This is a genomic window from Geobacter sp. AOG2, assembly GCF_019972295.1.
Classification (GTDB): Bacteria; Desulfobacterota; Desulfuromonadia; order Geobacterales; family Pseudopelobacteraceae; genus Oryzomonas.
The window spans coordinates 2,275,761-2,299,246 of the sequence record NZ_BLJA01000001.1 but is presented as its reverse complement, the minus strand read 5'-3'; the positions used below and the strand labels follow the sequence as shown (position 1 = coordinate 2,299,246).

Here is a 23,486-nt window from a genome sequence, read left to right as displayed (position 1 = left end):
TCTAGCTCTGGTGTGCGGGCGTGTCGCAGGTGCCCTGTTCAATGGGAATAGTTATACTGACGGTAGTACCTTCGCCGGGCTTCGATTCAAATATCAGTCGGCCGTGATGTTCGGTCACGATAAAGTTTGATATGTACAGACCAAGGCCGCTGCCGCCGCTTTCCATGCGGGTAGAGAAAAACGGCTCCATGAGGCGGCTCATGATCTCCGGTTGAATCCCCTTTCCATTATCCTTTACGGTAAGGAAAACCTCTTCAGCTGCACTGTTATAGCCTGATGCAATCGTTATGATCCCGCTGCCCAATTCCGGCATGGCCTGTATGCTGTTCAGAATCAGGTTGATAACCACCTGTTCAAGCTGATAACGGTTGCCGGTTACCGCAGGCAGATCGGGATACGGATCATTCTGAATCGCAATAGTGCCGTGGCGCCCATGGGCACGGATAATGGTAAGTGCGTCAATTACCACCTGGTTGAGGTTCACACGGTCTCTGGCATCGCCCCGTCCGCCGATGTTGTAGTCCCTCATATCCTGGACAACTTTTTCAATCCGTTCCGAACATCGGGCAATGACCTCCGTGGCCTTGGTCACCTCATCCCGCACCAGACTGAATACCGCTCCGCCAAGGACGAAATCCCCTTCCTCCTCCGCAACCCGTTCAAGTATGGGGATCGCGCTTTTCCATGTTTTGGCAACCTGCTGTCCTGCAAGTTTGATGGCGCCGTTGGGCGTGTTGATTTCATGGGCCATGCTGGAGGCAAGGAGTCCCAAGGAGGTCATGCGGTTGGTCTGAATCAGCTTTGCCATGATCTGCTTCTTTTCCTTCTGGACTTCAAGACGCATGGCGTCGACCAACTGTTGTTGCAACCGATGGTTTTCCTCTTCCCGATGCCGGAGAGAGGCTGCCAGTAGCGTGATGGCGACGGCTGCCCGACCCGGTTCGTCGTTGCTGACGGGGGCGATCCTGATGGCGTAGTTTCCTGCCTGCATGGACTCCAGACCGCGCATGAGGGCATTGAAGGAACGGGTTACCTGACGGAGTGCAAGATAGCAGAGGGATGAGACCGTGATCCAGAAGAGGAAAGCTGTGGCGGATGCCACCATGATCAGACGTCGGGTCCGCGCCCTCAGTTCGGTCGTATCCAGGTCGAGGCGCACGGTACCGATCAAGGCCCCCACCGGCTCATTACTGCCGGTGATCGCCGACTCGGGGGATGAACCCAGAGGGGTACTGCGCACCTCCACGGTTTTGCTCAGCAATTCCGAGTCGCTGCGGGAAACGGGCTTGCGTATCTCAGCTAGAACCCTGCCGTCATTGGTACGAATTGTCACGCCGTGAAAGTCGGAGGTATGGGAGGTTTCCTGAATGATCTGTAGGAGCATGTCACTGTTTTCGGCGAACAAGGGCAAGCGGATCGCATCGGCCAGATGCGTTGCCATCAGTTGACACCGGTTGCCTGCGTAGATGCGTTGTTCGCGAATTTCGGTAAAAATATACGCGGAACCGAACAGGACGGACATGAGGGCGGTCAACAGGGTAAAGATAGCAAAAAGCTTGAATTGGAAGCTGGCGCGGAAATTTTTGAATCTGGCGGCGGGCGACACGATCATTCCCGTGGATTCATGATAGCTTGTTCTGCTGTTATTCCCAGATGTTTGAGCACGCTCGGGTTGGTCTTGAGCAGAACCCTGTGCGGGTAGGCAAGGGGGATGTCCGATGCTTCAGCGCCTTTGAGAATAGCCGAGCTCATGTCGCCCGCCTGCCTGCCCAGTTCGGTGCGGTCGATCTCCAGAACCGCCGCCGCCCCCAGGCCCAGATAGGCACTGGCAAAGGACACCACCGGCACGTTATGCTCCTGGGAAAACCGGAAATAGGCCTCAACCGTTTCGCGCGTGACTGCGGTGGAGTCGGGAAGCATCCACAGCGCATCGACCTTGCCGGCAAGGGACGAGAGGTGGAACAAGGTGTCCCGCGGGACCGAAACCTCGCGTAGCACCAATTCTATCCCCATCCGTTGTGCAATCTGACGTGCCTGCTGCACGTACCAGCCGCTTTTGGCGGGATGGAAGATCAATCCGATGCGATGTTTTCTCATCCCCTGGAACAGGGTTAGGTAACGTTCCGGCGCTGCAAACATGTCGATGCCGGTCAGGTTGGAGTGAGATGTGTGTCGATTGTGGATGCCGAGAGAGATCAGGGCGACAACCGGAGTTTGCCGCAGTTTGCGGGTCGCTTCCAGGGCTTTATCGCCCAGCGCCAGAACCAGGGCAGGCTGGTCTTCTCGAACGATCCGGGTGATGTCCACGTCGACATAATCGGCAAGTACTATTAGCCGTTCCGAAAGATTGCGACCGGTTCGGAATCCGGAGAGGGCCTCGTCGAAGGCTGGATCTCGGCGGCTTTGCAGCACCAGTACGTCGTAGGCATCGGCCACAAGGGGGAACAGCAGAGCGCAGGAGAATATGAAGGCGGCCAGAATCCTCAAAAGCGCACCCTCATGCCACCCTCGAACCAGCGGCCCGGGTTTGGTATCTGATCGAAATAGTACTGAGCGCCGTTGAACAGGTTATGGGCGGAGAAGAAAACCTCAAGCGAGCTGTTTTCCCGCTTGAGCAGCGTCGCACCCAGGTGCAGGTCCCAAAGCAGGCCGCCGTAGTGGCCGTTTTCCGACGGATCGGAGTTCCAGAATATATGGCGACCGGTCAGCACGCCCCGGTAGGTTTTATCGTTGTAGCGCAGAGCCACCTGCACGGTGTGGCGGGCGTAATTGTTGACTTCATTGCCGTCACTGGTGCGGGTGGTGTCGGTAAAGGTGTAGCCGGTTCCCAGCGAGGTGTTCCAAACCGGGATGGTACGTATTTCCAACTCCGTTCCCAGAGCCATGTGCTGTTCAACGGTATTACCCCAAGTTTGGTTACGGAACAGGGTCCCTTTTGCCCAGATGTACGGTATTGCGCTACTCTCGGCCCCGACCTGGGTGGTCCAGATCTTCACCGACGGGGAATCGGTCAGTCCCAGCACGGGGAGTCCGTAGCCGCGGGCCGTGTAGGCGCGCAACAGCGTAGCGCCTGTCAGCTGCCAGGTGGCACCGATGGAGGGACTGAATTGGTCGCCGGCGGTCTGGGTGTGATCAAAACGGACGCCGGGAGTCACGCTTACGGGGCCAACAGTGACGGTATCGTTCAGGTAGATGCCCCAGCGGTCAACCCGTCTGGTAAAAGGGCTAACGGTGCTGCCGTCGGATGAGTTGTTGAACAGTTCAAGATGGTTGTAATCGCTACCGGCCACCAGCAGGTTGTTTTCCCCTCGCCAGACCAGCTTGGCGCTGGCGCCGCTTACCTGCTCCTTTACGATTGACGTCGGCAAGCTTGTTTGCCAGGACCAGATGGCGCCATCGCTGATGTTAAAGTAGGAGTTGTTGGTTCTGTTAAAGGAGTGGTGGCCGCTCACCTCCAACTCCAGCCGGTCCCCCAGGGGGTAGCGCACTCCGAGCGAGCCCAGCATGAAAAGTTTGTCCGGTTTTTCATCCAGGTCATAGGCGGGGGCGGGGGCGTGCAGATCCCCCATGTCGGCATGGGTGTAGAAATAGGTGCCCCAGAGTTGTCCGTGATTGGGGAGGTCGTAGGCCAACTTGGCATAGGCGCGGTTGGAATCGATCCGGGTATTGGGGAGCACGCCTTTGGAGTCCAGAAGGCTGCCGGACAGGTAGTACCCGAGCCTGCCCCTGGCGCCGCTCAGTTCCAGACTGTCATCGGTCGTGGTCCGCTCGCCGATGGAGGCGGTAGCCGTGCCGCTGATGGTCCGGCCCCGTTCGGGAGATTTGGTGATGACGTTGATCACTCCACCCAAGGCCTGGCCCCAGGCCGAGGAGGCGGCCCCCTTGACGATCTCGACCCGCTCGATGATGTTGGCCGGGATCAGTGATACATCGGAAAAACCGCTGGAAACGTTGGTGATTGAAACCCCGTCCACATACACCTGGGTATGGATGAAGTCGGTGCTTTGGATGAATGTGTAGGCCGTGATTCCCGGACCACCGTTGTGCTGGATCTGGATGCCGGGGATGGTGTCCAGCACGTCGGCCAGGGTGTGGGCGTTTATGGCCTCGATCTCCGGGGCCGTGACCACGGTGACGTTTTCGGCGGTCTGGGAGAGCGGCTTGGGGGCGCGGGAGGCGGTGGATGCCTCCTCCTGCCAGGCGCTGAAGAGCCCCAGAGTCTCGTCGGCCTCTTCCCCCCATGCCGGACAGGCGAGGATGCCGAGAGCCAGGCAAAGGGCCACTAAAAAGGTGCTGATGGTATGTTGAGGTTTGATGAGCGGCATGATAGGATTCCGTGCGCGGGATAGTAGCAGAAATAACGACCGAATGTCCAGCAGGTAGGGAACCCTATTGGTATCCTGACAGTTGTTCATGGATTGCTCCTTGCATTGCCATGGGAAGGGAAAACGGCTTCTGGCAATGTCGGCGACTGTTTCTCTGAAGGTTTGGTAGGATTCAATTATGTGCAAAAAGCCAGCCGTGCGATGTTGCAACACACTAAAATGAAAGAGAGGTGAGGCAAATGCGTGAAGTCAATGAGGAGTTGGTGGTGTTGGAGGAAGGACACGTTGCAGGTGTCGTAAACGCTTGTTGTGCAACTGGTAGCATGGCAAAGCTGAACTAGATGTTTCCTTGGGGGAGGGGCGACCCTCCCCGCAGGTTTTCGCGGAGGGAACCGACTGATGGAATTGACGAGCTACCTGAAGATCTATCCCTGTCTCGACAAGCAGGGCCGGGTCCTGGCCGTGGCTACCCGGCGCTGTGCAGTGCTGGAGCTGTCCGAGGGGCTCTTGGAGAGAGCCCGTACGAACGGATTGACGGAGAAGGAGCGCGACACTCTGGTGCGCCTGGGGGTGTTGGTGCCGGACCGGGCTCTGGAGCGGGAGGAGGTACGGGCAACATTCGAGACCATCGGCAGCACAAGCCGTCGCTTTGCTGCCTTGGTCACCCTGACCCTGGAATGCAACCTGGCTTGCGGTTATTGCTTCGAAGACCCCTTCCGGGGACGGTTCGTGATGGACGACCACACTGCCGAATTGCTGATACTACGCCTCAAAGAACAGATGGCCATAGGTCGGAATGTTACCGTGGATTTTTACGGGGGCGAGGCTCTGATGGCTTTGCCGCTTTTGAAGCGTATCGCCGGCCATCTTGTCGAGGCGGCCCGGGAGTTGGGGGTCACCTTTACGTTCAACATCATCACAAATGCCACTCTTTTGACCCGACAGGTTGTTCAGGACCTTCTACCATTAGGACTGGCCGCCGTCAGAGCGACTCTGGACGGCCCCAAGGACATCCATGACCAACAGCGCCCCTTTGTCTCCGGCAAGGGGAGCTTCGACACCATCGTTGCCAATGTCAAGGCGGTCCATGACTTGGTGCCGGTGGACTTGGGGGGGAACTATACCAGAGATAATTTTCGACGTTTCCCGGAGATGCTGGATTATCTGGTAGCCGAGGGGATCTCCCCGGCGGCACTGAAAGCAATAGGGTTTGCGCCGGTCATGCCCAAAGCTGACGGCAGCGTGTCGAGCGACCTGAATTCCGCCTGCGCCTCAACCGATGAACCATGGGTGATCGAGGCCAGTCTGTTCCTGCGACAAGAGGCCATCACGCGGGGCTTTCCGGTCCCAAAACTCCGGTCGGCCGCCTGCATGATCGAGTTCGAGCACGACCTGGTGGTGGGTTACGACGGTTCGCTGTACAAATGCCCCGCTTTCATGGGGCGTGAAGAGTTGCGGGTCGGCTCCCTAGCCGACGGGGTGGGGGATTACGCCGCGTCCCATAATCTGGATCTCTGGAAAAACGACGAATGCCTTGAATGCGCCTACTTGCCGCTCTGTTTCGGCGGTTGCCGCTTTTTCCGTTTGTTGAAAACCGGGGCTATGGAAGGGGTTGACTGTCGCCGCGCTTACCTGGACGAAGCCTTGGAGCAACTCGTTCGTCAGGATTTGGCCATGGGAAAGTCGGCGGCATAAAGCAGGTGTTAATTTTATTAACACTCTGCTTAAGTGGTATAACACTATGAAATTAATCAATTTGTTGTTATAGTGTTAAAAAAATTAACACTTTTCAGGTTTGTATTTTTATAATTTAAATTCAATTAGTTGTAACGTAATTTTGTTCTTGTGTTAAAAAAATTAACATTTTCATGTCTCTCCTTGGTTATCACAAAATTCGCCGTTCACAATATATGTCCAACTGGAATTTTGGGTAAGCCCAATGTCGAGCAATTTTTATTGTCACCCCCCTGCCGGCCGTTGTGATTTCGATCCAGCCAACGCAAAGCAGCCTGAATTGTCCAGCCCGTTGCAATTCCCTGATATTTACCATTGTTGGCCGCCGATGCACGGAATGCGGTCAGGTAGTCCACTGTTGCTCCACAGATGGCCTCCCGAAACTATCGAGAATGCTTTGAACGGCATGCTGGGCTATGGGCATGGAAGTTGATTGTATGACCGGTGGTCTGCGCCGGGAGGCGGGTGTGAGGATTGTTTCAGCACCGCCCGGTGTAATCCAGCACATTTTGGAGGCTTTTCATGGAGTTTTTCCGCTGCCCCTGCCCGCTGAACGGTAACGTAATCCTTGATGGCGCTGATCTTGGGCCCAACAAAGACGATTCCGGCAGGCCTTTGACCAAGCTGTGCAATGCCGGCTTTCATACCATTTCCCTCCTTTGCCCTGCCGGCAAAAGAAGTTCCCCACTTCAGGTCACCATCGAAATAACGGGTACCGATCCGAGTTCCCCCTTGGAGGTGCCGTTCCAATGTGTGGGCTGAACCGCCGTCTGAGTTGTGCTTACGTGGCCATGGTATACGGGGAAAAACAGCCAAGAGATTGCCCCCGTGATCGCAACCGATGGCCACGGATGCCCAATCGAGCGAGAAGGAGGGCATGTATAGTCTACGGAGCGTGAGGTAATGGAGCTCCCACGGCAAGACAGAAGATCTTTTTGGGGCAGTTGCAGCAAAATGTGTGGACTTCCCCACAGGAGTCAGGGGTGCCGGTCAAGGCAAAAAAATTTGCCTTGACAAACCCTGTGCGGCTATGATTTGATGCCGATCATGAATTTGAATCGTTTCTTTAGCGCTTTTTACTTTTTCTTTTGGTACGGCTTTTATTTCAGGCCGTCTGCCCAGGCAAAGGTGTAAGCGCAAGGAAGCGAAACCATTACACACCACAAGCCGGGTGGACAGACAGTCCCCCGGCTTTTTATTTACGCATGAGATGCGGACAGGGCCGGGGGGAAACCTTCGGCCCTTTTGCTTGTGGGAAAGGAACAGGGGATGATCATTGTAATGAAAGCAGGCGCAGTAAAGAAGGACAAGGACGAGGTGTTGAAGCGCATCAAGGAATTGGGCTACAAACCCCATGTGATCCACGGCTCGACCAGGGATGTCATCGGCGCGGTGGGGGACGAGCGCGGCAAGGCGGTGCTGCAATCCCTCGAATCGCTGCACGGCGTTGAAAACGTTGTGCCTATCCTGCAACCTTACAAACTGGCCTCCAAGGAGGTCAAAAAGGAGTCGAGTGTCGTGCGCATCAACGACGAGGTGGCAATCGGTGGGGGGCGGGTGATTATGATGGCCGGTCCCTGTTCTGTAGAAAACGAAAAGCAGATCGTTGAAACGGCTGAGGCGGTAAAGAGGGCGGGAGCCCACATTCTGCGGGGTGGAGCCTTCAAGCCGCGCACGTCGCCTTATTCGTTCCAGGGGTTGGAGGAGGAAGGGCTCAAGTTGTTGGCCAAGGCCCGGGCACTGACCGGATTGCCGTTCGTCACCGAGGTGATCAACCCTGAAACCGCCGAACTGGTGGCGGAGTACTCGGACATCCTCCAAATAGGTGCCCGAAATTCCCAGAATTTTGCCCTTCTGAAAAAGGTCGGCCAGCTCGGCAGGCCGGTCCTGCTGAAACGCGGGATGTCAATGACGATCCAGGAGTTCCTCATGAGCGCCGAGTATGTCATGAGCGAGGGTAACCAGTCGGTGATCCTCTGCGAGCGTGGCATCCGCACCTTCGAGACTGCCACCCGCAATACCCTTGACCTGTCGGCCGTGCCGGTGCTCAAGGAAAAGACCCATCTGCCGGTGGTGGTAGATCCCTCCCACGGTACCGGCAATCATCACTATGTCGCCCCCATGTGCTACGCCGCGGTGGCGTGCGGAGCCGATGGCCTGATCGTGGAAGTCCATCCCGACCCGGAGCATGCCTCCAGCGACGGGCCACAATCGCTGAAACCGGCCAAATTTCAGGTGATGATGGACAGGTTGCGGTTGTTCGCCGAGGCGGCGGGAAGGTCGCTGTAGAGAGGTGGCGTCCCATCGGCAAAAAAACGCACGGGGCGCCACGGCGTTATAACTAGTTTCCATCCGGAAGCTCCGGACGGAAACGCACTAATGCGTTAAGATGGTATAGGTGCGCAGGAGCGGCGCGATGTCTTCCGGCAGCAAGGGTCGGCTCATCAGGAACCCTTGCAGTTCATCGCAGTTGCGGCTGTGAAGGAACGAATACTGTTTCTCCTGCTCGACCCCTTCGGCCACCACGTTGAGCTTGAGGGAGTGGGCCATAAAGATGATCGCCTCGGCGATGGCCGCATTTTCACCGTCGGGGGCGATATCCCGCACAAAGGCTCCGTCGATCTTGACCCGGTCGATGGGAAAGTGCTTGAGGTACGAGAGGGAAGAATAGCCGGTGCCGAAGTCGTCAATGGCCAGGGAAACCCCCATTTCCTTGAGTTTCGTCAGAACGTGGATGTTCCTTTCACCCCGTTCCATGATAGTGCTCTCGGTTAGGTCAAGCTCAAGGCAACCGGGTGGCAGGCTGGATTCCTTCAGGGCCGCTTCGACGATGTCAAGGAACCTGTCGTGTTTAAATTGGCCAGCCGAGACGTTGACAGATATGCGCAAGCGGTCCGAACCACCGTTTTGCCATTGCCGGGCCTGACGGCACGCTGTCCGCAGGACCCACTCGCCGATGGCGATAATCATGCCGGTTTCTTCGGCGACGTCGATGAATTGGGGCGGAAGCATGTCCCCGTGTTGTGGGTGCCGCCAGCGGATCAGGGCTTCAAATCCGATGATCGTGCGGCTTGCGATGTCGAAAAGCGGTTGGTATACCAGGAAAAACTCATTTCGTGCCACGGCCTGACGCAGGCTTGACTCAATCACCTGCCGTGCAAGCGCCTGCTCATTCATCTTTTCGGAATAGAACTGATAGTTGTTCCGGCCCTTCTCCTTGGCCTGATACATGGCAATGTCGGCGTTTTTCAGCAGTTCGTCAACCGTTGCACCATTTTCGGGGTGCAGCGCGATACCGATGCTGGCACTGGTGTAAATGGTGTGGTTCTCGAATTGAACCGACTTATTGAGGTTTTCAAGGATCTTGTCCGCAACCCTGGAAACATCGTCACCTCCTGAAAGCAGAGGCAGGATGATGACGAACTCGTCGCCGCCAATGCGGGCAACGGTGTCGGAGCTACGCAGGCACCCCTGGATACGGTCGGCACAAATCTTTAGCAGGCGGTCGCCGTAGGCGTGCCCCAAGGTGTCATTTACGCGTTTGAACTGGTCAAGGTCAAGGTACAGAAGCGCCAAGCCCTTTTTGTCTCGTTCTGTCATGGCAATAGCCTGTTTGAGCCGGTCACCGAATAGAACCCGGTTGGGGAGCCCGGTCAGGGTATCGTAGTAGGCCAGCTTTTTGATCTCCGCCTCGGCCCGCTTACGTTCGATAGTGTAACGGATGGCTCGGCTGAGCAGATTGATGTCGAACTGTCCCTTGAGCAGATAATCCTGGGCGCCGTGCCGCATGGCGGTGAGGGCCAGGGCGTCGTCGGCTATGTCGGTCAGGACGATGATAGGGATATCGGGGGCCTGGGTGTGCATGTGGCGTAGCGTTTCAAGGCCGATGCTGTCGGGCAGCGAGAGATCGAGGAGGATGATGTCGAAGTGCTTCTCCGAGACGAGGCGCACCGCAGATGCAATGCTGCCGGCATCGTGGACTAGAAAGAGCACATCCGTTAGTTCCGAGAAACATGCTCTCAGTAGTCGCACGTCGGCGGGATTATCTTCAATCAAGAGCACTCTGATTATTTCGGCGTAGGGCATGGCAATGAACTCACATTTCGGTAAGCTTCAGTGCCGCCGGGGTATCTACCCTTCTGCAACATAGGAAGGTAACGGCCCGGCTGCCGGCTTCGACCATATTGATGTTGTTGAATGGTTTTAAGCCCTTTGGTGGTTCCATCAACAGACTGACATCGGAGGGATTGTCCTCGACCAACAGAATTCCTGCTGCTTTGAAGCAAGGGAACACCATGCATGAACCTCCTAAAACTCGTCAACTGGCGAAAAACAGGATCTGTCTATTCATCTGACGACAGGCTGAAAAGGGTGTCTGATCCTGTATCCTGCTCGGATTCGAACCGAATTTCTCCACCAGTAATTCCATAAGCAATATTTGTTATTGAGTGCAAGACCAATGCCGGTGCCGGGATATTCATTTCATTTGTGTTGTTTTTGAATAACGAAGCAGTGTGCAGAGGGAGCGTGCAGAAAAGGGCCTCACGGCGCGAACTCACGGTTTTGAATGGAATTCGCGCCCCCATTCGGGGGCGTGTCAGCAAATTTCTATGCATAATTCCTGATTTTATCAAATAAAACAGTTGTTATCGGGCATCTCATTTTTCTATTTTTCGAGTTGCGTATACGCCGCAATTCCTCTACCATGCGGAAAAAATAGAGAAGCCGATAGGGGCTTGCCCTGCGCCACTTCTTGAGATACCGGGAGAGACGAATCATGGATGAACAGCTCAGAGTAACGCCGCTTTGCGGGCGGCACGAGGCACTCAAGGCGCTGATGGCGCCCTTCGGTGGTTGGAACATGCCGATCCAGTATGAAGGGATCATTGCCGAACATGCATGGTGTCGTGCCAAGGCGGCGCTCTTCGATATCTGCCACATGGGAGAATTTCTCTTTGAGGGGGATTTTGTGGCCGGCGGCCTGAATGAGGTATTTACCTTTTCGGTTACGACAATTCCGGTAGGCCGTTCGCGTTACGGCTTCCTGCTCAACGCAGACGGTGGCATCATTGACGATCTTATTGTTTTTCGTATGGCTGACGACAAGGCTATGATCGTAGTCAATGCGGCCACCGCCACTAATGATTTTGTCGTCATAAACGACAGATTGAAGGGGGGAATCTTCACCGATATCTCCGCCGGTACCGGGAAACTGGATGTTCAGGGGCCGCTCTCCCGCGATGTCATGGTAGCGGCCTTTGGCACAGAAATCGCCGCCATCCCTTACTTCAGGTTCATCACCTTGAACCTTCTGGGTGTGGAGGCCATTATCAGCCGCACCGGTTATACCGGCGAACTTGGTTATGAGATATTCATCCCTTCGGACAAGGTGGGCGAGTTGTGGGACCTGCTGCTGAAAGATGAACGGGTCAGACCCGCCGGGTTGGGAGCCCGGGACGTGCTGCGCCTTGAGGTGGGCTATTCGCTCTATGGCAGCGACATCGACGAGGCGACCACGCCAATGGAGGCCGGGTTGGAGGGGTTTGTGGACCTGACCAGGGACTTTGTCGGCAAGGCGTCCCTGCTGCGCCAGAAGGAAGAAGGCGTGGCCCGCAGAAAGGTGGCCTTTGAGGTGAACAGTCGCCGCTCACCGCGCCATCATTACGAATTGTGTTTCGGCGGTGAGAACGTCGGTACGGTGACCAGTGGGGTCTTTTCCCCCATGCTTGGTCGTGGCGTCGGCCTGGGGTTCGTCAAGCCGGACCTGGCCACGGTCGGTACGCCGCTTACCATCATTCATGAACGGGTCAGCATGGAAGCCACGATCTGCGAGCTTCCCTTCTACCGGGGCGGGTCGCTCAGGTCGTAAAGTTTAGGCAGAGTTTAGGACATAATTTGCCACAGAGACGCGGAGACACTGCACAGAAGAAAAGAAAAATAACATTTTTGGGTAAAGCTATTATCAAGAGTTGTTTGTTTGCTGTGTTCCAAGTTTTTTCTCTGTTTCTGCGGTGGATTTTGCAGATTTTTTATCTTAAAGGAGGTCGTACCGACATGAGCATCTATTTTACCAAAGAACACGAATGGGTCAAGGTAAAGGACGGGATCGGCGCGGTCGGCATCAGCGAACACGCCGCCCATGAACTGGGAGACATCACCTTTGTTGAACTGCCCGCCATGGGCAAGGTAGTCAAGCAGTTCGATATGCTGGGGGCCATTGAATCGGTCAAGGCGGCCAGCGATATCTATTCGCCGATTTCCGGCAAGGTGGTCAAGATCAATGAAGCCTTGAACGATGCCCCGGAGATCGTCAACGAAAGTGCGGAAGACGCCGGCTGGCTGGCCTGGGTGGAGATCGCCGACGAGGCGGAGTTGAAGAATCTGATGACCCGGGAACAGTACGACGACTATCTGAAAACGGTGTAGCTTTTTTCCAGGAGAGTTTATTCATGAACGACAGCCATTACTGCCCCCATACACCGGAAGAGATCAAGGAAATGCTCTCGGTTGTCGGCGTTTCCAGCGTCGAGGAGCTGTTTGCCCCGATCCCGTCTGAATTGCGTGCCAAGACCTTCAATATCCCCTCCGGCATGTCCGAATTCGAGACCTTTACCCGGATGCAAGCCATTGCCTCCGACAATAGCGCCGCCATGGTCAATTTCATTGGGGGCGGTTTTTACGACCATATCATCCCTGCCGTGGTCGATCATCTTTCGGGCCGGGCCGAGTTCTACACCGCCTACACCCCCTATCAGCCGGAATGCTCACAGGGGACCTTGCAGGCCTTGTTCGAATACCAAACAGCAATCTGTCGCCTGACCGGACTGGATGTGTCCAACGCTTCGCTCTACGACGGCGCCACCGCCTGCGCCGAGGCCGCCATGATGGCCCTGAGGGTGACCGGTCGCAACCGGATCGTGGTGGATGGCTGCGTCAATCCCTTCTCGCGGCAGGTGCTCAAGACCTACCTCTACAATCAGGATGTGGAGGTGGTGGAGATCGCTCCCCTGGACGGCCTTCTGAACCACGTCGCTCTGGCCGCCTGCCTGGATGAGCGGGTTGCGGCCGTGCTGGTGCAGAATCCCAACTTCTTCGGCTGCATCGAGGACATGAGCCCTCTGGCGGCCCAGGTCCACGCCGTGGGAGCCCTGCTGGTGGCTTCTGTCTATCCGGTCTCACTAGGCCTTATCATGTCTCCTGGCGAGATGGGGGTCGATATCGCCGTGGGGGACGGCCAGAGCCTGGGTAACCCGCTCTCCTTCGGCGGCCCCTCCTTCGGCTTTATCGCTGCAAAAAAAGCTTTTATTCGCAACATGCCGGGCCGCATCGTCGGCGAAACCGTTGACAAGAACGGCAAGCGCGGCTTCGTGTTGACCCTCCAGGCCCGCGAACAGCACATCAAACGTCACAAGGCCACCTCCAATATCTGTAGCAATCAGGGACTGTGCGCCCTGCGCGGCCTGATCTTCCTGTCGTCCGTGGGTAGGGAAGGTCTGGCCGAACTGGCCCGCCTCAACCGTGACAAGGCCGAGTACGCCAAGGCGTGCCTTTCCACAATTCCAGGTGTGGCGGTGCTGCAATCGGCGCCGACCTTTAATGAGTTTACGGTATTCCTGCCCAAGCCAGCCGCACCGGTTGTGACGGAATTGCTAAGACAAGGCATTGCCGTCGGTGTGCCGTTGGGGGATTACTATGAGGATTCAGCCAACGCCCTGGTGGTGACGGTCACCGAGAAGAGAACGAAAAAAGAGATCGACCGGTTGGCCGATGTGCTGCGGGCTGAGCTGTAATAGGGTATTTCTGATCTTGGAGAGACAATCTTATGGAACTTATCTACGAACAATCCGTTCCCGGCCGTAGAGGCGTAAAACTACCGGCCTCGGACGTGCCTTCGGCTCTCGCTCTGCCGGAAGGGCTGCTACGTAAGGAGCCGGCCGGCTTGGCCGAGGTGTCGGAGCTGGATCTGGTGCGACACTTCACCCGCCTGTCTCGTCGCAACTTTTCGGTGGATACCAATTTCTACCCCCTCGGCTCCTGTACCATGAAGTACAATGCCAAAGTGCTGGAGAACTCTGCGACCCTGTTTGCCTCTTTCCACCCCATGACAGCTCTTTTGCCCGGGGGGGAAGAGTTTTGCCAGGGGAACCTGGGGATGCTCTACGACCTGGGGCAGATGCTGGCCGACATCACCGGCATGGATGAGGTCACCACTCAACCCTTGGCTGGGGCTCATGGCGAGATGACCGGTATTCTGCTGATCTCCGCCTACCACCGTGCCAAGGGCAACAGGAAGAAATATGTGGTGGTGCCTGATTCGTCCCACGGCACCAACCCGGCCTCCGCCGCCATCGCCGGCTACGAGATCATCACCGTGCCGACCGCGCCTTACGGTGACATGGACATGGAGCTGTTCAGGCAGGCCATGAACGATGAGGTGGCGGCGGTGATGATGACCTGCCCCAACACTCTGGGGCTGTTCAATCCACATATCAAGGAAATCAGTGATATCGCCCACTCTTTTGATGCGCTGATGTATTATGACGGCGCCAACCTGAACGCTATCATGGGCAAGGTCAAGCCGGGCGACGTAGGCTTTGACGTGGTGCACGTCAACCTTCACAAAACTTTCGGTACGCCTCATGGCGGCGGCGGTCCCGGCGCGGGCCCCGTGGGTGTCAAGAAGGATTTGATCTCGTTTTTGCCCCAGCCGCGTATCGTCATGGATGACGAGGGAACCTTTGCGCTTAAAACCTCAAGTCCCGGTTCCATTGGTCGAGCAGCCAACTTTTACGGTAACTTCGGCATTATGGTCAGGGCTTACGCCTACATCATCATGTTGGGACGCGAGGGGTTGATCCAGGTATCCGAGCAGGCCGTGCTCAACGCTAACTACATCAAGGAACGCCTGAAACCCTACTATGATCTCCCTTACGATCAGACCTGCATGCACGAGTGCGTGTTCTCGGCCTCCCGGCAACTGGCCCACGGCGTGCATGCCATAGATATCGCCAAGTTTCTGATTGACCGGGGGTATCACCCTCCTACGGTCTACTTCCCTCTGATCGTCAAGGAAGCGATCATGATCGAGCCAACCGAAACTGAGAGCAAGGCTGCCATGGACGCCTTTATCCAGGTTATGATTGAGGCTGCCGAGGCCACCGAGAGTGATCCCCGGGTGCTCTTGAACGCGCCATTAACCATGCCGGTCTCGCGGCTGGACGAGACCAAGGCGGCCAGGGAGCAGAATGTCTGTTGCCAGGGGTAAGACGAAACGGTACGGGCACTGATGGCTGACACAGCGGCAACTTGGCGCCTCATCGAGGACGTACCGCGTCCCGGTCCGGAAAACATGGCCATCGATGAGGCGCTTTTGCGTTCTTTCGATCCGATCGGATCTCAGCCGGTACTGCGCCTGTATGGCTGGCAACCGTCAGCCCTGTCTCTGGGGCGATTCCAGAAGGCGGCCGAGGTATTGGACCTTGAGCGCTGCCGGCTCGAAGGGGTACCTATCGTGCGCCGCTTTACCGGCGGCGGCGCGATCTACCACGCCGACGAAGTGACCTATGCTTTGGTCTGTTCGCCGGAGCAGATACCTGCCACTTCTTCCATCAAGGATTCTTTCCGTGTGTTGACCGGATTTCTGATCACCTTGTACCGCGATCTGGGGCTTGAGGCCTCCTACGCCCTGGATGCCGTATCCCCCGACGTGCATCTGGGGGAACGGACCGCCTTCTGTTTTGCGGGCAAGGAGAGTTTCGACATTCTGGTGCGGGGCAGAAAGATCGGCGGCAATGCCCAGCGCCGACAGAAGAAGATCATCTTCCAACACGGATCGCTGCCATTGGTGAACCGGGCTGCTACGGGGCTGTCATTCATGAAGGATCGAAATACCTTTCAGGCCGATGACGCCACCAGCTTGGAACAATGCGGCATTCCTGTGGATTACGGTCTGGTGAGACGGAAGCTTCTCGATGCCTTTTGCAAAAATCTCGCGGTGAATTTGTTGCCCCAACCGCTCACGGAGCAGGAACGCTCTCTGGTCGGGGAGTTGCTGGTGGGACGCTATGCTACGGACCGATGGAATCTGGAAGGGGTGGAATCGTGAGAATCGTGAGGAAACCCGAGTGGCTGCAAAAGCGCGTCAACCCGCAAGAACAGGCCGGGATGAGGACACTCTTGGGAGAGTTGCGCCTGAACACTGTCTGCCAACAAGCGCTCTGCCCCAATATCTCGGAATGTTTCCGCTGTGGCCAGGCCACGTTTCTGATCCTGGGAAGGCACTGTACCCGGCACTGTTCCTTCTGCAACATTGACAAGACGCGGCCAGGGCCGGTGGACAATGGTGAACCGGCCAGAGTTGCCGAGGCGGTTGTCCGCTTGGGGCTTGCCCACGTAGTGATCACCAGCCCGACGCGGGACGACTTGCCGGACGGTGGGGGTTCCATCTACGCTGCCACTATAACCGCCATTCGCACCGCCTCGCCCATGACGCGCATTGAGCCGTTGATCCCGGATTTTCAGGGGGACCGCCAAAATCTCGCAACCGTTATAGCCGCAGGGCCGGATATTGTCGCCCATAACGTAGAGACTGTGCCGCGCCTGTACCATATCCGTAGCGGTGCCGAATATGGCCGTTCGCTGGATGTGCTTCGCACCTGCCGGGAATTGGCGCCTGAAATCCCGGTCAAGTCGGGCATCATGTTAGGGATGGGCGAGGCGGAAGACGAGGTCGTGCAGGTGCTAGGCGACCTGCGCGGGGTAGGCTGCGTCTATCTCAGCATCGGCCAGTATCTGGCCCCCAGCCGTAACCATTACCCGGTGCAGGAGTATGTCCGGCCTGAGGTTTTCGAGGGTTTTCGGGAAATTGCCCGTGATATGGGATTCATCCATGTGGAGAGCGGCCCCTATGTGCGTAGTTCCTACCATGCAGGACAATACCTGGCGGATACCGGAACAGAATAATCACGAGGAGATGACGGATGCAGCCCCAAATACTCCTGGCCGTTGCCGATGAAGAACGGCGTCTCATTTATGAGGCGTTTGTTAAAAAAGAGCGTGCGATCTGCCATACGGTGTCCTCGCTACGCGACGTGGCGAATCAGGCCGCCCGGCAGCCCTATAATGCCATTTTTCTTGACATGCCACTCATCGTAAAGGCCTCCCGATATGAAAAAAGTCTGGTGGACGATGCGCTGCACGCCTTGCCCAACGCACGCCTCAACGTTACCGCCAAAACCCAAAAGATCCGTATGTTGATTTCCTGGGATGCCCAAGAGGGAGCCCATACCCCTGAGGAACACCTCCGATACTGCTGTGAACAACACCCAAAGGTTGCTCCCATTTGCAGCAGGGTCCTCCTTAATCTGAATGCCGTGTTGTCACGTTCCCCGAATATGGCGACCCCCGAGCGCACCGTCTGCATCGATTTTTCGCCGGGCGGCTGTTTTCTGTTCTGTGTCAACGATGAGATCACTCCTCTATCCACCGTATGGATACGTCTTGTTGCCTTGAGCGACCAATCACCTATTACGGCCACTGTATGTTGGAAACGGGAATGGGGGATGACCAGCGAGATTCCCGGTATCGGAGTTCGCTTCGATGTGATGACCCCGCAGCAGCAGGCGGAGATCCTCTCGCTCTGCCGGGGCAAGCTAAAAAAATGATCGCGGTCGTACCTGCCGAACGCTGCATGGCAACATGCTGATACGGCACGGTAAAAACCGATATCACTTGCGCGCGGCACCGATTTTGTATAGGTTTTATCCATGCGCTTATTGGAGACATATTCCACCCGCAGGAACTATCTGCTGCCGTTTGTCATGGTGGCCGCGTTTTTCTTTATTCTCCAGGGGATAAGCGTACCCCACCTTGCCAATCCACGGGAACCGAAGCTCTCAAGCCCGCAAAAAGCCAAGCCAGCCACCAGCGCTGTTGTCAAAACCCTGTTGCAATCCTCCCACGGCAAGATCGGGAAAAATGCCCCATTTGCGGATCTTTCCGGCACGGCCTCCCGGCCCGGAATCCCTGTCGCCCACATCTCGCCTTCCCTGCATGACCCCCAGGTTGTTATCTCGGCCGCACTCCCAGCCGTCCCTGCCAGGGCACCGCCCGCGTAACGCCGTCGTCCCCCTGCACCATCTTTGGCACCATCGCAATCCGTATGCGTGGGAAAAGATTTTTCCGCACACGGTTTTTGCGCGTCTCTGTATCCAAGACTGCGTCCGGCGTCGGCCATCGTCTTTTGGTGCCGCCTGCGGAACATCGTCTTTTACATCACCAAAACACGCTTCCAGGAGGAAACGGTGCAACTTATCAATAAAACCGCCATCGACTTTATCGGAAAGAGAAACATCACCTTCATCATATCGGGCATCATCGCTATAGTGGGCATGATCGGCATTGTCCAAATCACCAGAAACGCCGCCAATATGGGCATCGACTTTTCCGGGGGCACATCAGTGCAGCTCAATTTCGCCCAGCCGGTTTCCCTGGAAAAGGCCCGAGAACTCCTTGCCCGGAACAACCTCAGTGAGGCCAACTTGCAGGAGATTCAGGACGGAAACAAACTCCTTATCAAGATAGGAAAAGCCAGTCTGATGGCGGGGAACAACGCTAATACCATCAACGAGGTCTTCAAAAATGGATTCCCGGGGAACGATTTCGTGGTGGAGAGTTCCACGGAGATCGGGCCTTCCATCGGGGACAAGCTCAAAAAGGACACCATGATAGCGGTGGGGGTGTCCATGCTCGGCATCATCATGTACATAGCCTGGCGTTTTGATTTCAAGTTCGGCTGTGGCGCCGTCGTCTCCACGCTCCATGACGTGCTGGCGATGATCGCCCTGTTCTACGTCATGGACAAGGAGATCAATCTCCTGTTCATCACGGCGGTCCTTACGATTGCAGGATACTCTCTGACCGACACGGTGGTGGTGTTCGACCGGATCAGGGAAAATCTCAACAGGAATCTGTCGGAACCCATGGCGGTTGTGTTCAACAGGAGCATCAACGAAGTCCTGTCCCGGACGGTGATCACCTCGTTGACCACGTTTATGGCGGCACTGTCGCTCTTTCTTTTCGGCGGAGAGGTCATCCACGATTTCGCCCTGGCCCTGGTGGCCGGTGTCGTCATCGCAACCTACTCGTCCGTCTTTATCGCAAGTCCCATAGTGCTGGAACTGGAGCGCAGGTCGGGACGGGCCAAGCCGCAAGAGGCCGCGCCCTCAATGCCGTGAAAACTTTTGATCAGGAGAACCGATATGGCCAAGCATTGGGGCGGACTCTCCCCGTGGCGACCTGATATAGCCATAGACCTGGGCACAGCTACGACCCGTATCGTCAGCAAGGGCCATGGGGTTATAACCCGTTCCTCCATGGCAGGAAACGCCCCGGCGTTGTCATCCGGTGTCGTGGTGAACGGGGACGCGGTGGTGGCGCTTCTTGAACCGCTCATTTCCAAAATGAGGATCTTCGGGATGATCCGGCCGCGCGCCGTGGCGTGCGCACCGACCGATGCAAATGCTTGGGAGCGCAACGCTCTTATCGAGGGTGTTTCCCGGGGCGGCGCAGCGGCCGTCGTTGTTGTCCCGGAGCCCCTCGCCGCAGCCGTTGGGGCTGGGGTTGACATTGTGTCGCCCTATGCCCGGATGGTTGTCGATATCGGTGAAGGGGTAACGGACTGCGCCGTCATCACCTCCGGCAAGGTCGTTGACACGGCAGCGCTGCGGGGAGGGTGCGGCGCGCTCCGGAAGGCGGTACGGGATGCGGCGTTCCGGAGACGGAACGTGCGAATCTCCCCCCGTCAGGCAGAGTTGCTGGTGCGCGCGGCGCTCTGCGGCTCCCCGGCGGTTTCCACGCAGGCACTCGGGGCATCGGGGGAGGATAGCCCGGTACTGCAGCCGATCAGTCTCGTTGAAGCACGGGAGGCCTTTGAGCCGGTGGCGGCCGCGATCCTCGGCCTGATAACGGGGTTTCTCCGGGAGATACCGCACTCCACGGGAAGCGAGATCATCGAAAACGGCATTACCCTGACGGGAGGAGGCGCCCTTTTGGCAGGCATGCGGGAAAGGATTCAGGCGGCAACCGGGATTACGGTCATGCCGGTTGCCAATCCGCTCGAAGCGGTCGTACAGGGAGCATACGCCATGCTGCCGATCATGGCGATGCTCAATATGTGGAAGCGTTGAGGCGAACACACAGCACGAACATGAAATATGTCGTTTCATCCCGATACCGATCCGGAAAATTGTGTTAGACTTTTCATGTGCCGTTTCCCTCGCAATCTCGTGGCAACGAAAGTCGCATTATGCTCAAACTGATACGATTGGTATGCGGGATTGGGATCTCCCTGTTCATCCTCTGGTTCGCCACGAGCAATTACCGCGACGCGCGCCCCATCGCTGAGGATAATCTTTTCGGACTTGCCCATTCGCTTCATGCCGCCATTGAAAACAGTGTGCTTCATGACCCCTCCCTCCAATCCCTGGCAACGTTTCACGCCCCGGATTTGGCCTATTTCGCCCTCGTCGACAAGAATGGCGTTTACCGATTCCACTCCAATCAGGAGTTGATCGGCACCCGGTTACAGAACAACGACACGTTGCAACGGTTGTTCGCCGAGACCATGTCCGGGACCCGTGTGAAACTTGCGACGGGAGAAGCCGCGTATGAGTTTTTAGGCCACATCCACACACCCAAAGAAACCCTTGGGCTGCTTCTGGTACTCCACACCTACCGCGCCGACGCGGTTATCAGGCATGCGCGGCTTACCATGATGGTCCTCTTTATTCTTGTTGCGGTCGGGTGGTTCCTGGCTTTTATCATCTATCGGTATTCCCGGCGGGAAGAGATGCACAGAGAAGAGATGGCCCAACGTGAAAGTCTGGCCAAAATGGGAGAGATGGGCGCCATGCTGGCCCATGAGATACGCAACCCCCTGGCAGGGATCAAGGGATTTGCTCAACTCATTGAAAAACGGCCCGACGACTCCCGGACGAAGGAGTCCGCCCGCCGGATTGTGGGCGAGGCCCGCCGCCTTGAATCTCTTGTGACGGATCTGCTTGCCTTTGCCAGAAACGATGGGGGTGAGGCGGAGCCTTGCGTCCTTGCCCAGCTTGTGGAACATAGCGTCGATCTGATGCGGCCCGAGGCCGAGCAGGCCCATGTCGCACTTGTCGTTGACTGCCCCCCCGACCTGGTGGTTACCGGCAAGCGGGATAGGCTCGGCCAGGTACTGCTCAATATTGTCAAAAACGGTGTGCAGGCAATGCCCGACGGAGGAGAACTCCGTGTAACGGTTCACGCCGCCGGTCCACAGGTAATTATCACCATCAACGATACCGGACACGGTATCAGCCCGGAAAACATTGCCAGGATCTTCACGCCGTTCTTCACCACCAAGGCCAGAGGTACGGGGTTGGGGCTGGCGCTCTGCAAGAAGATCGTCGAAGAACACCGTGGGTCGATAGCAATCGAAAGTTCAAGCCCCGGGACAACGGTAACCATAATGCTGCCGGGGATACGGACAGGAGATAAACCATGAAAGGGCGTATTCTGCTTGTTGAGGACGATGAAACCTTCAGAAGCTTTTTGCAGACCGTTCTGGAGGACGAAGGGCATGATGTGCTCACCGCCGGCGACGGACTATCCGGGGCGCAATTAATAAGGAACAAACAGTTCGATCTGGTGATCTCGGATCTGAAGATGCCGGGTAAGAGTGGTCTTGAGCTGTTCCGGGAAACCATACGGGATGCCAACCCTCCACGGTTTATCTTTCTGACCGCGTTCGGCACGGTGGAGGAGGCGGTCGGCGCCATGAAGGATGGGGCCTTCGACTTTCTCACCAAACCGCTGGAAGACTCGGATACCCTGCTGAAGATTGTGGACCGGGCTCTTGAGGGGCTGCAACGATCGCGGGACTATCTTGCGCTCAAGGAATCCGAGGCGGGCGGGCTGCCGCCGGAAGACCTCATCTTTGCCGGATCGGCTATGCAGCCGATCCGGAAACTGGTCCAGAACGTGGCCGGTACCACGGCCAATGTGCTTATCTACGGCGAAAGCGGCACCGGCAAGGAGTTGGTGGCCAGGATCATCCATCTGCTCAGCCCTCGGGGCAACGGCGGTTTTGTCCCACTCAACTGCGCGGCCATCCCGGAAAATCTGCTGGAAAGCGAGCTTTTCGGCCACGAAAAGGGGGCCTTTACCGGGGCTATCCAGGCGCGGCTGGGCAAGTTCGAATTGGCCAAGGGAGGGACCATTTTTCTGGATGAAATCGGTGAAATGCCGGTTGCGCTCCAGGCCAAGCTGCTACGGGTTCTTCAGGAACGGGTGTTCGAGCGGGTTGGCGGCGGCAAGGAAATCAGAGCCGACGTACGGGTGATTGCGGCAACCAACCGTGACCTCGCCGAAGAGGTGTCCGAGAAGCGTTTTCGAGAGGACCTCTTCTACCGCCTCAACGTCTTCCCGGTCAATCTGCCGCCGCTCCGGGAACGGCGGGATATCATCCCGCTGCTGACAGAGTACTTTATCCAGCGTTTTTGTCGTCAGGTCGGTAAGAAGCTCAAGGGCATCGAACCGGAGGCGCTCAAGGCCATGAAGGCATATGCTTGGCCGGGCAATATCCGCGAGTTGCAAAACGTCGTGGAGCGCGCCGTCATCCTTGCCCAGGATATGGTCCGGGCAACCAATCTCCCCGACGCTCTCGTGGGTTTATCCGAGCCCGCCACTGCCGGCAGGGACAAACTGAAGGTGGTAGAACGCGACCTGATCGTCAAAGCGCTGGAACAGCACGGCGGCAATCGCCGCCTGGCTGCGGTGGAATTGAGGATGTCGCGCCGAACCCTGCAATATAAACTGAAGGAGTTCGGCCTGCTCGACTGACCGCACTGGTCACTGGAGTTGTGCAATATTCTTCCCATGTGGTGCAATTATTTGCACAAATTATTCTTATTTGGTTTTTGTGAATATATAATAAAACTAATAATATTATAATGTTACGATTGTTTGTCGTTTTGGCACACGCCGTGAAATATGTCTGGACAGAAGCACCATATTCCACGGAGGTATCCACAAATGAAAAAGATCGGAACAATCTCAACAGTGGCGGCAATCGCCGCTCTCGTGCTTGCCGTCCAGGCATTCGCTTTCGGCGGCGGGATGGGTGGCGGCCAAATGGGAGGAAGCATGGGCGGGGGGCATCAGATGTCTTCAGGCATGCAGGGGACCAGCGGGGCGGACATGCATCAGGGGGCGATGAGCGGCGCGGGGCCGCAGCATTTGGCCATGAATGGAACAGGGGCCCAGGGGGGGATGCAGGGCGGCGTTGGCACTACCGCCACCATGCCGTCCGGTCAGATGAGCGGGAGCGGCAGCGGTATGGCAACCGCGAAGACGCCCAAAACCACAACCACCAAGTAGCGCGAATCGGGA

The 23,486-nt window shown here is 56.8% G+C and carries 21 protein-coding genes; 15 read left to right on the top strand and 6 right to left on the bottom strand.

The genetic code is table 11. The annotated features are described in order from the left end of the window. Position 1: 1 nt before the first annotated feature. From LDN12_RS10390 to LDN12_RS10380, 3 genes are read right to left on the bottom strand one after another with little or no spacing between them, the layout of a single operon-like run. Complete coding sequence (locus LDN12_RS10390; RefSeq protein WP_223922608.1) at positions 2 to 1,612, bottom strand: sensor histidine kinase; 1,611 nt, start codon at positions 1,610 to 1,612, stop codon at positions 2 to 4. Next, the gene (locus LDN12_RS10385; RefSeq protein WP_223922607.1) at positions 1,609 to 2,487 is read right to left on the bottom strand and encodes an ABC transporter substrate-binding protein; all 879 of its coding nucleotides are present in this window, start codon (positions 2,485 to 2,487) and stop codon (positions 1,609 to 1,611) included. The genes LDN12_RS10390 and LDN12_RS10385 overlap by 4 nt, the downstream gene beginning before the upstream one ends. After that, positions 2,484 to 4,415 carry a TonB-dependent siderophore receptor gene (locus LDN12_RS10380; protein ID WP_223922606.1) on the bottom strand — a complete coding sequence of 644 codons (1,932 nt, stop codon included), beginning with the start codon at positions 4,413 to 4,415 and terminating at the stop codon, positions 2,484 to 2,486. Before LDN12_RS10380 ends, LDN12_RS10385 begins: the two co-directional genes overlap by 4 nt. A 309-nt stretch (positions 4,416 to 4,724) precedes the next feature. On the opposite strand from LDN12_RS10380, the gene gptM reads away from it, so the two are divergent. Continuing rightward, on the top strand, positions 4,725 to 6,020 hold the full coding sequence (gene gptM, locus LDN12_RS10375; protein ID WP_223922605.1) for a geopeptide radical SAM maturase: 1,296 nt from the start codon (positions 4,725 to 4,727) through the stop codon (positions 6,018 to 6,020). 206 nt (positions 6,021 to 6,226) lie between these two features. Here the strand turns inward: gptM and LDN12_RS10370 are convergent, their stop codons facing one another. Continuing rightward, on the bottom strand, positions 6,227 to 6,415 hold the full coding sequence (locus tag LDN12_RS10370; RefSeq protein WP_223922604.1) for a hypothetical protein: 189 nt from the start codon (positions 6,413 to 6,415) through the stop codon (positions 6,227 to 6,229). A gap of 913 nt (positions 6,416 to 7,328) precedes the next feature. Between LDN12_RS10370 and aroF the strand changes: the two genes are divergently transcribed. Then, complete coding sequence (gene aroF / locus LDN12_RS10365) at positions 7,329 to 8,348, top strand: 3-deoxy-7-phosphoheptulonate synthase (protein WP_223922603.1); 1,020 nt, start codon at positions 7,329 to 7,331, stop codon at positions 8,346 to 8,348. Positions 8,349 to 8,435: 87 nt separating this feature from the next. On the opposite strand, the gene LDN12_RS10360 is transcribed toward aroF, so the two are convergent. Further along, positions 8,436 to 10,145, bottom strand: coding sequence for a bifunctional diguanylate cyclase/phosphodiesterase (locus tag LDN12_RS10360; RefSeq protein WP_223922602.1), 1,710 nt, complete (start codon positions 10,143 to 10,145; stop codon positions 8,436 to 8,438). Between the two features lie 10 nt (positions 10,146 to 10,155). After that, entirely contained in the window at positions 10,156 to 10,356 is a 201-nt protein-coding gene (locus LDN12_RS10355; RefSeq protein WP_223922601.1) for a hypothetical protein, read from the bottom strand. Between the two features lie 480 nt (positions 10,357 to 10,836). On the opposite strand from LDN12_RS10355, the gene gcvT reads away from it, so the two are divergent. The 13 genes from gcvT (at position 10,837) to LDN12_RS10290 (ending at position 23,474) form a co-directional block, all read left to right on the top strand. Continuing rightward, entirely contained in the window at positions 10,837 to 11,928 is a 1,092-nt protein-coding gene (gene gcvT, locus LDN12_RS10350; RefSeq protein ID WP_223922600.1) for a glycine cleavage system aminomethyltransferase GcvT, read from the top strand. A gap of 185 nt (positions 11,929 to 12,113) precedes the next feature. Further along, positions 12,114 to 12,485, top strand: coding sequence for a glycine cleavage system protein GcvH (gcvH, locus tag LDN12_RS10345; protein ID WP_223922599.1), 372 nt, complete (start codon positions 12,114 to 12,116; stop codon positions 12,483 to 12,485). Positions 12,486 to 12,508: 23 nt separating this feature from the next. After that, positions 12,509 to 13,849, top strand: a complete 1,341-nt coding sequence (gcvPA, locus tag LDN12_RS10340; RefSeq protein WP_223922598.1) for an aminomethyl-transferring glycine dehydrogenase subunit GcvPA — start codon at positions 12,509 to 12,511, stop codon at positions 13,847 to 13,849. Positions 13,850 to 13,881: 32 nt separating this feature from the next. Beyond that, the gene (gene gcvPB / locus LDN12_RS10335) at positions 13,882 to 15,324 is read left to right on the top strand and encodes an aminomethyl-transferring glycine dehydrogenase subunit GcvPB (RefSeq protein WP_223922597.1); all 1,443 of its coding nucleotides are present in this window, start codon (positions 13,882 to 13,884) and stop codon (positions 15,322 to 15,324) included. Positions 15,325 to 15,345: 21 nt separating this feature from the next. Continuing rightward, the gene (locus tag LDN12_RS10330) at positions 15,346 to 16,164 is read left to right on the top strand and encodes a lipoate--protein ligase family protein (protein WP_223922596.1); all 819 of its coding nucleotides are present in this window, start codon (positions 15,346 to 15,348) and stop codon (positions 16,162 to 16,164) included. After that, positions 16,161 to 17,021 carry a lipoyl synthase gene (lipA, locus tag LDN12_RS10325; protein WP_223922595.1) on the top strand — a complete coding sequence of 287 codons (861 nt, stop codon included), beginning with the start codon at positions 16,161 to 16,163 and terminating at the stop codon, positions 17,019 to 17,021. Before LDN12_RS10330 ends, lipA begins: the two co-directional genes overlap by 4 nt. A 17-nt stretch (positions 17,022 to 17,038) precedes the next feature. Continuing rightward, positions 17,039 to 17,722 carry a PilZ domain-containing protein gene (locus LDN12_RS10320; protein WP_223922594.1) on the top strand — a complete coding sequence of 228 codons (684 nt, stop codon included), beginning with the start codon at positions 17,039 to 17,041 and terminating at the stop codon, positions 17,720 to 17,722. 102 nt (positions 17,723 to 17,824) lie between these two features. After that, positions 17,825 to 18,175 carry a hypothetical protein gene (locus LDN12_RS10315; protein WP_223922593.1) on the top strand — a complete coding sequence of 117 codons (351 nt, stop codon included), beginning with the start codon at positions 17,825 to 17,827 and terminating at the stop codon, positions 18,173 to 18,175. A 186-nt stretch (positions 18,176 to 18,361) separates the two neighbouring features. Beyond that, a complete protein-coding gene (gene secF / locus LDN12_RS10310) occupies positions 18,362 to 19,294 on the top strand; it encodes a protein translocase subunit SecF (protein WP_223922592.1) in 933 nt (310 codons plus the stop codon). Positions 19,295 to 19,318: 24 nt separating this feature from the next. Further along, entirely contained in the window at positions 19,319 to 20,245 is a 927-nt protein-coding gene (locus tag LDN12_RS10305; protein WP_223922591.1) for a rod shape-determining protein, read from the top strand. A 119-nt stretch (positions 20,246 to 20,364) separates the two neighbouring features. Continuing rightward, positions 20,365 to 21,600, top strand: a complete 1,236-nt coding sequence (locus LDN12_RS10300; RefSeq protein ID WP_223922590.1) for a nitrogen regulation protein NR(II) — start codon at positions 20,365 to 20,367, stop codon at positions 21,598 to 21,600. After that, on the top strand, positions 21,597 to 22,937 hold the full coding sequence (locus LDN12_RS10295) for a sigma-54 dependent transcriptional regulator (RefSeq protein ID WP_223922589.1): 1,341 nt from the start codon (positions 21,597 to 21,599) through the stop codon (positions 22,935 to 22,937). Before LDN12_RS10300 ends, LDN12_RS10295 begins: the two co-directional genes overlap by 4 nt. A 192-nt stretch (positions 22,938 to 23,129) precedes the next feature. Continuing rightward, positions 23,130 to 23,474, top strand: a complete 345-nt coding sequence (locus tag LDN12_RS10290; RefSeq protein ID WP_223922588.1) for a hypothetical protein — start codon at positions 23,130 to 23,132, stop codon at positions 23,472 to 23,474. Positions 23,475 to 23,486 lie beyond the last annotated feature (12 nt).

Excerpts from the sequence above, each read along its gene's own strand:
- LDN12_RS10355 (WP_223922601.1), bottom strand. The coding sequence starts at position 10,356 with ATGGTGTTCCCTTGCTTCAAAGCAGCAGGAATTCTGTTGGTCGAGGAC.
- gcvH (WP_223922599.1), top strand. The coding sequence starts at position 12,114 with ATGAGCATCTATTTTACCAAAGAACACGAATGGGTCAAGGTAAAGGAC.
- gcvPB (WP_223922597.1), top strand. The coding sequence starts at position 13,882 with ATGGAACTTATCTACGAACAATCCGTTCCCGGCCGTAGAGGCGTAAAA.
- aroF (WP_223922603.1), top strand. The coding sequence starts at position 7,329 with ATGATCATTGTAATGAAAGCAGGCGCAGTAAAGAAGGACAAGGACGAG.
- LDN12_RS10295 (WP_223922589.1), top strand. The coding sequence starts at position 21,597 with ATGAAAGGGCGTATTCTGCTTGTTGAGGACGATGAAACCTTCAGAAGC.
- LDN12_RS10380 (WP_223922606.1), bottom strand. The coding sequence starts at position 4,415 with ATGAACAACTGTCAGGATACCAATAGGGTTCCCTACCTGCTGGACATT.
- LDN12_RS10390 (WP_223922608.1), bottom strand. The coding sequence starts at position 1,612 with ATGATCGTGTCGCCCGCCGCCAGATTCAAAAATTTCCGCGCCAGCTTC.
- gcvT (WP_223922600.1), top strand. The coding sequence starts at position 10,837 with ATGGATGAACAGCTCAGAGTAACGCCGCTTTGCGGGCGGCACGAGGCA.
- LDN12_RS10300 (WP_223922590.1), top strand. The coding sequence starts at position 20,365 with ATGCTCAAACTGATACGATTGGTATGCGGGATTGGGATCTCCCTGTTC.
- gptM (WP_223922605.1), top strand. The coding sequence starts at position 4,725 with ATGGAATTGACGAGCTACCTGAAGATCTATCCCTGTCTCGACAAGCAG.
- LDN12_RS10360 (WP_223922602.1), bottom strand. The coding sequence starts at position 10,145 with ATGCCCTACGCCGAAATAATCAGAGTGCTCTTGATTGAAGATAATCCC.
- LDN12_RS10305 (WP_223922591.1), top strand. The coding sequence starts at position 19,319 with ATGGCCAAGCATTGGGGCGGACTCTCCCCGTGGCGACCTGATATAGCC.
- LDN12_RS10330 (WP_223922596.1), top strand. The coding sequence starts at position 15,346 with ATGGCTGACACAGCGGCAACTTGGCGCCTCATCGAGGACGTACCGCGT.
- LDN12_RS10315 (WP_223922593.1), top strand. The coding sequence starts at position 17,825 with ATGCGCTTATTGGAGACATATTCCACCCGCAGGAACTATCTGCTGCCG.
- gcvPA (WP_223922598.1), top strand. The coding sequence starts at position 12,509 with ATGAACGACAGCCATTACTGCCCCCATACACCGGAAGAGATCAAGGAA.
- LDN12_RS10290 (WP_223922588.1), top strand. The coding sequence starts at position 23,130 with ATGAAAAAGATCGGAACAATCTCAACAGTGGCGGCAATCGCCGCTCTC.
- LDN12_RS10320 (WP_223922594.1), top strand. The coding sequence starts at position 17,039 with ATGCAGCCCCAAATACTCCTGGCCGTTGCCGATGAAGAACGGCGTCTC.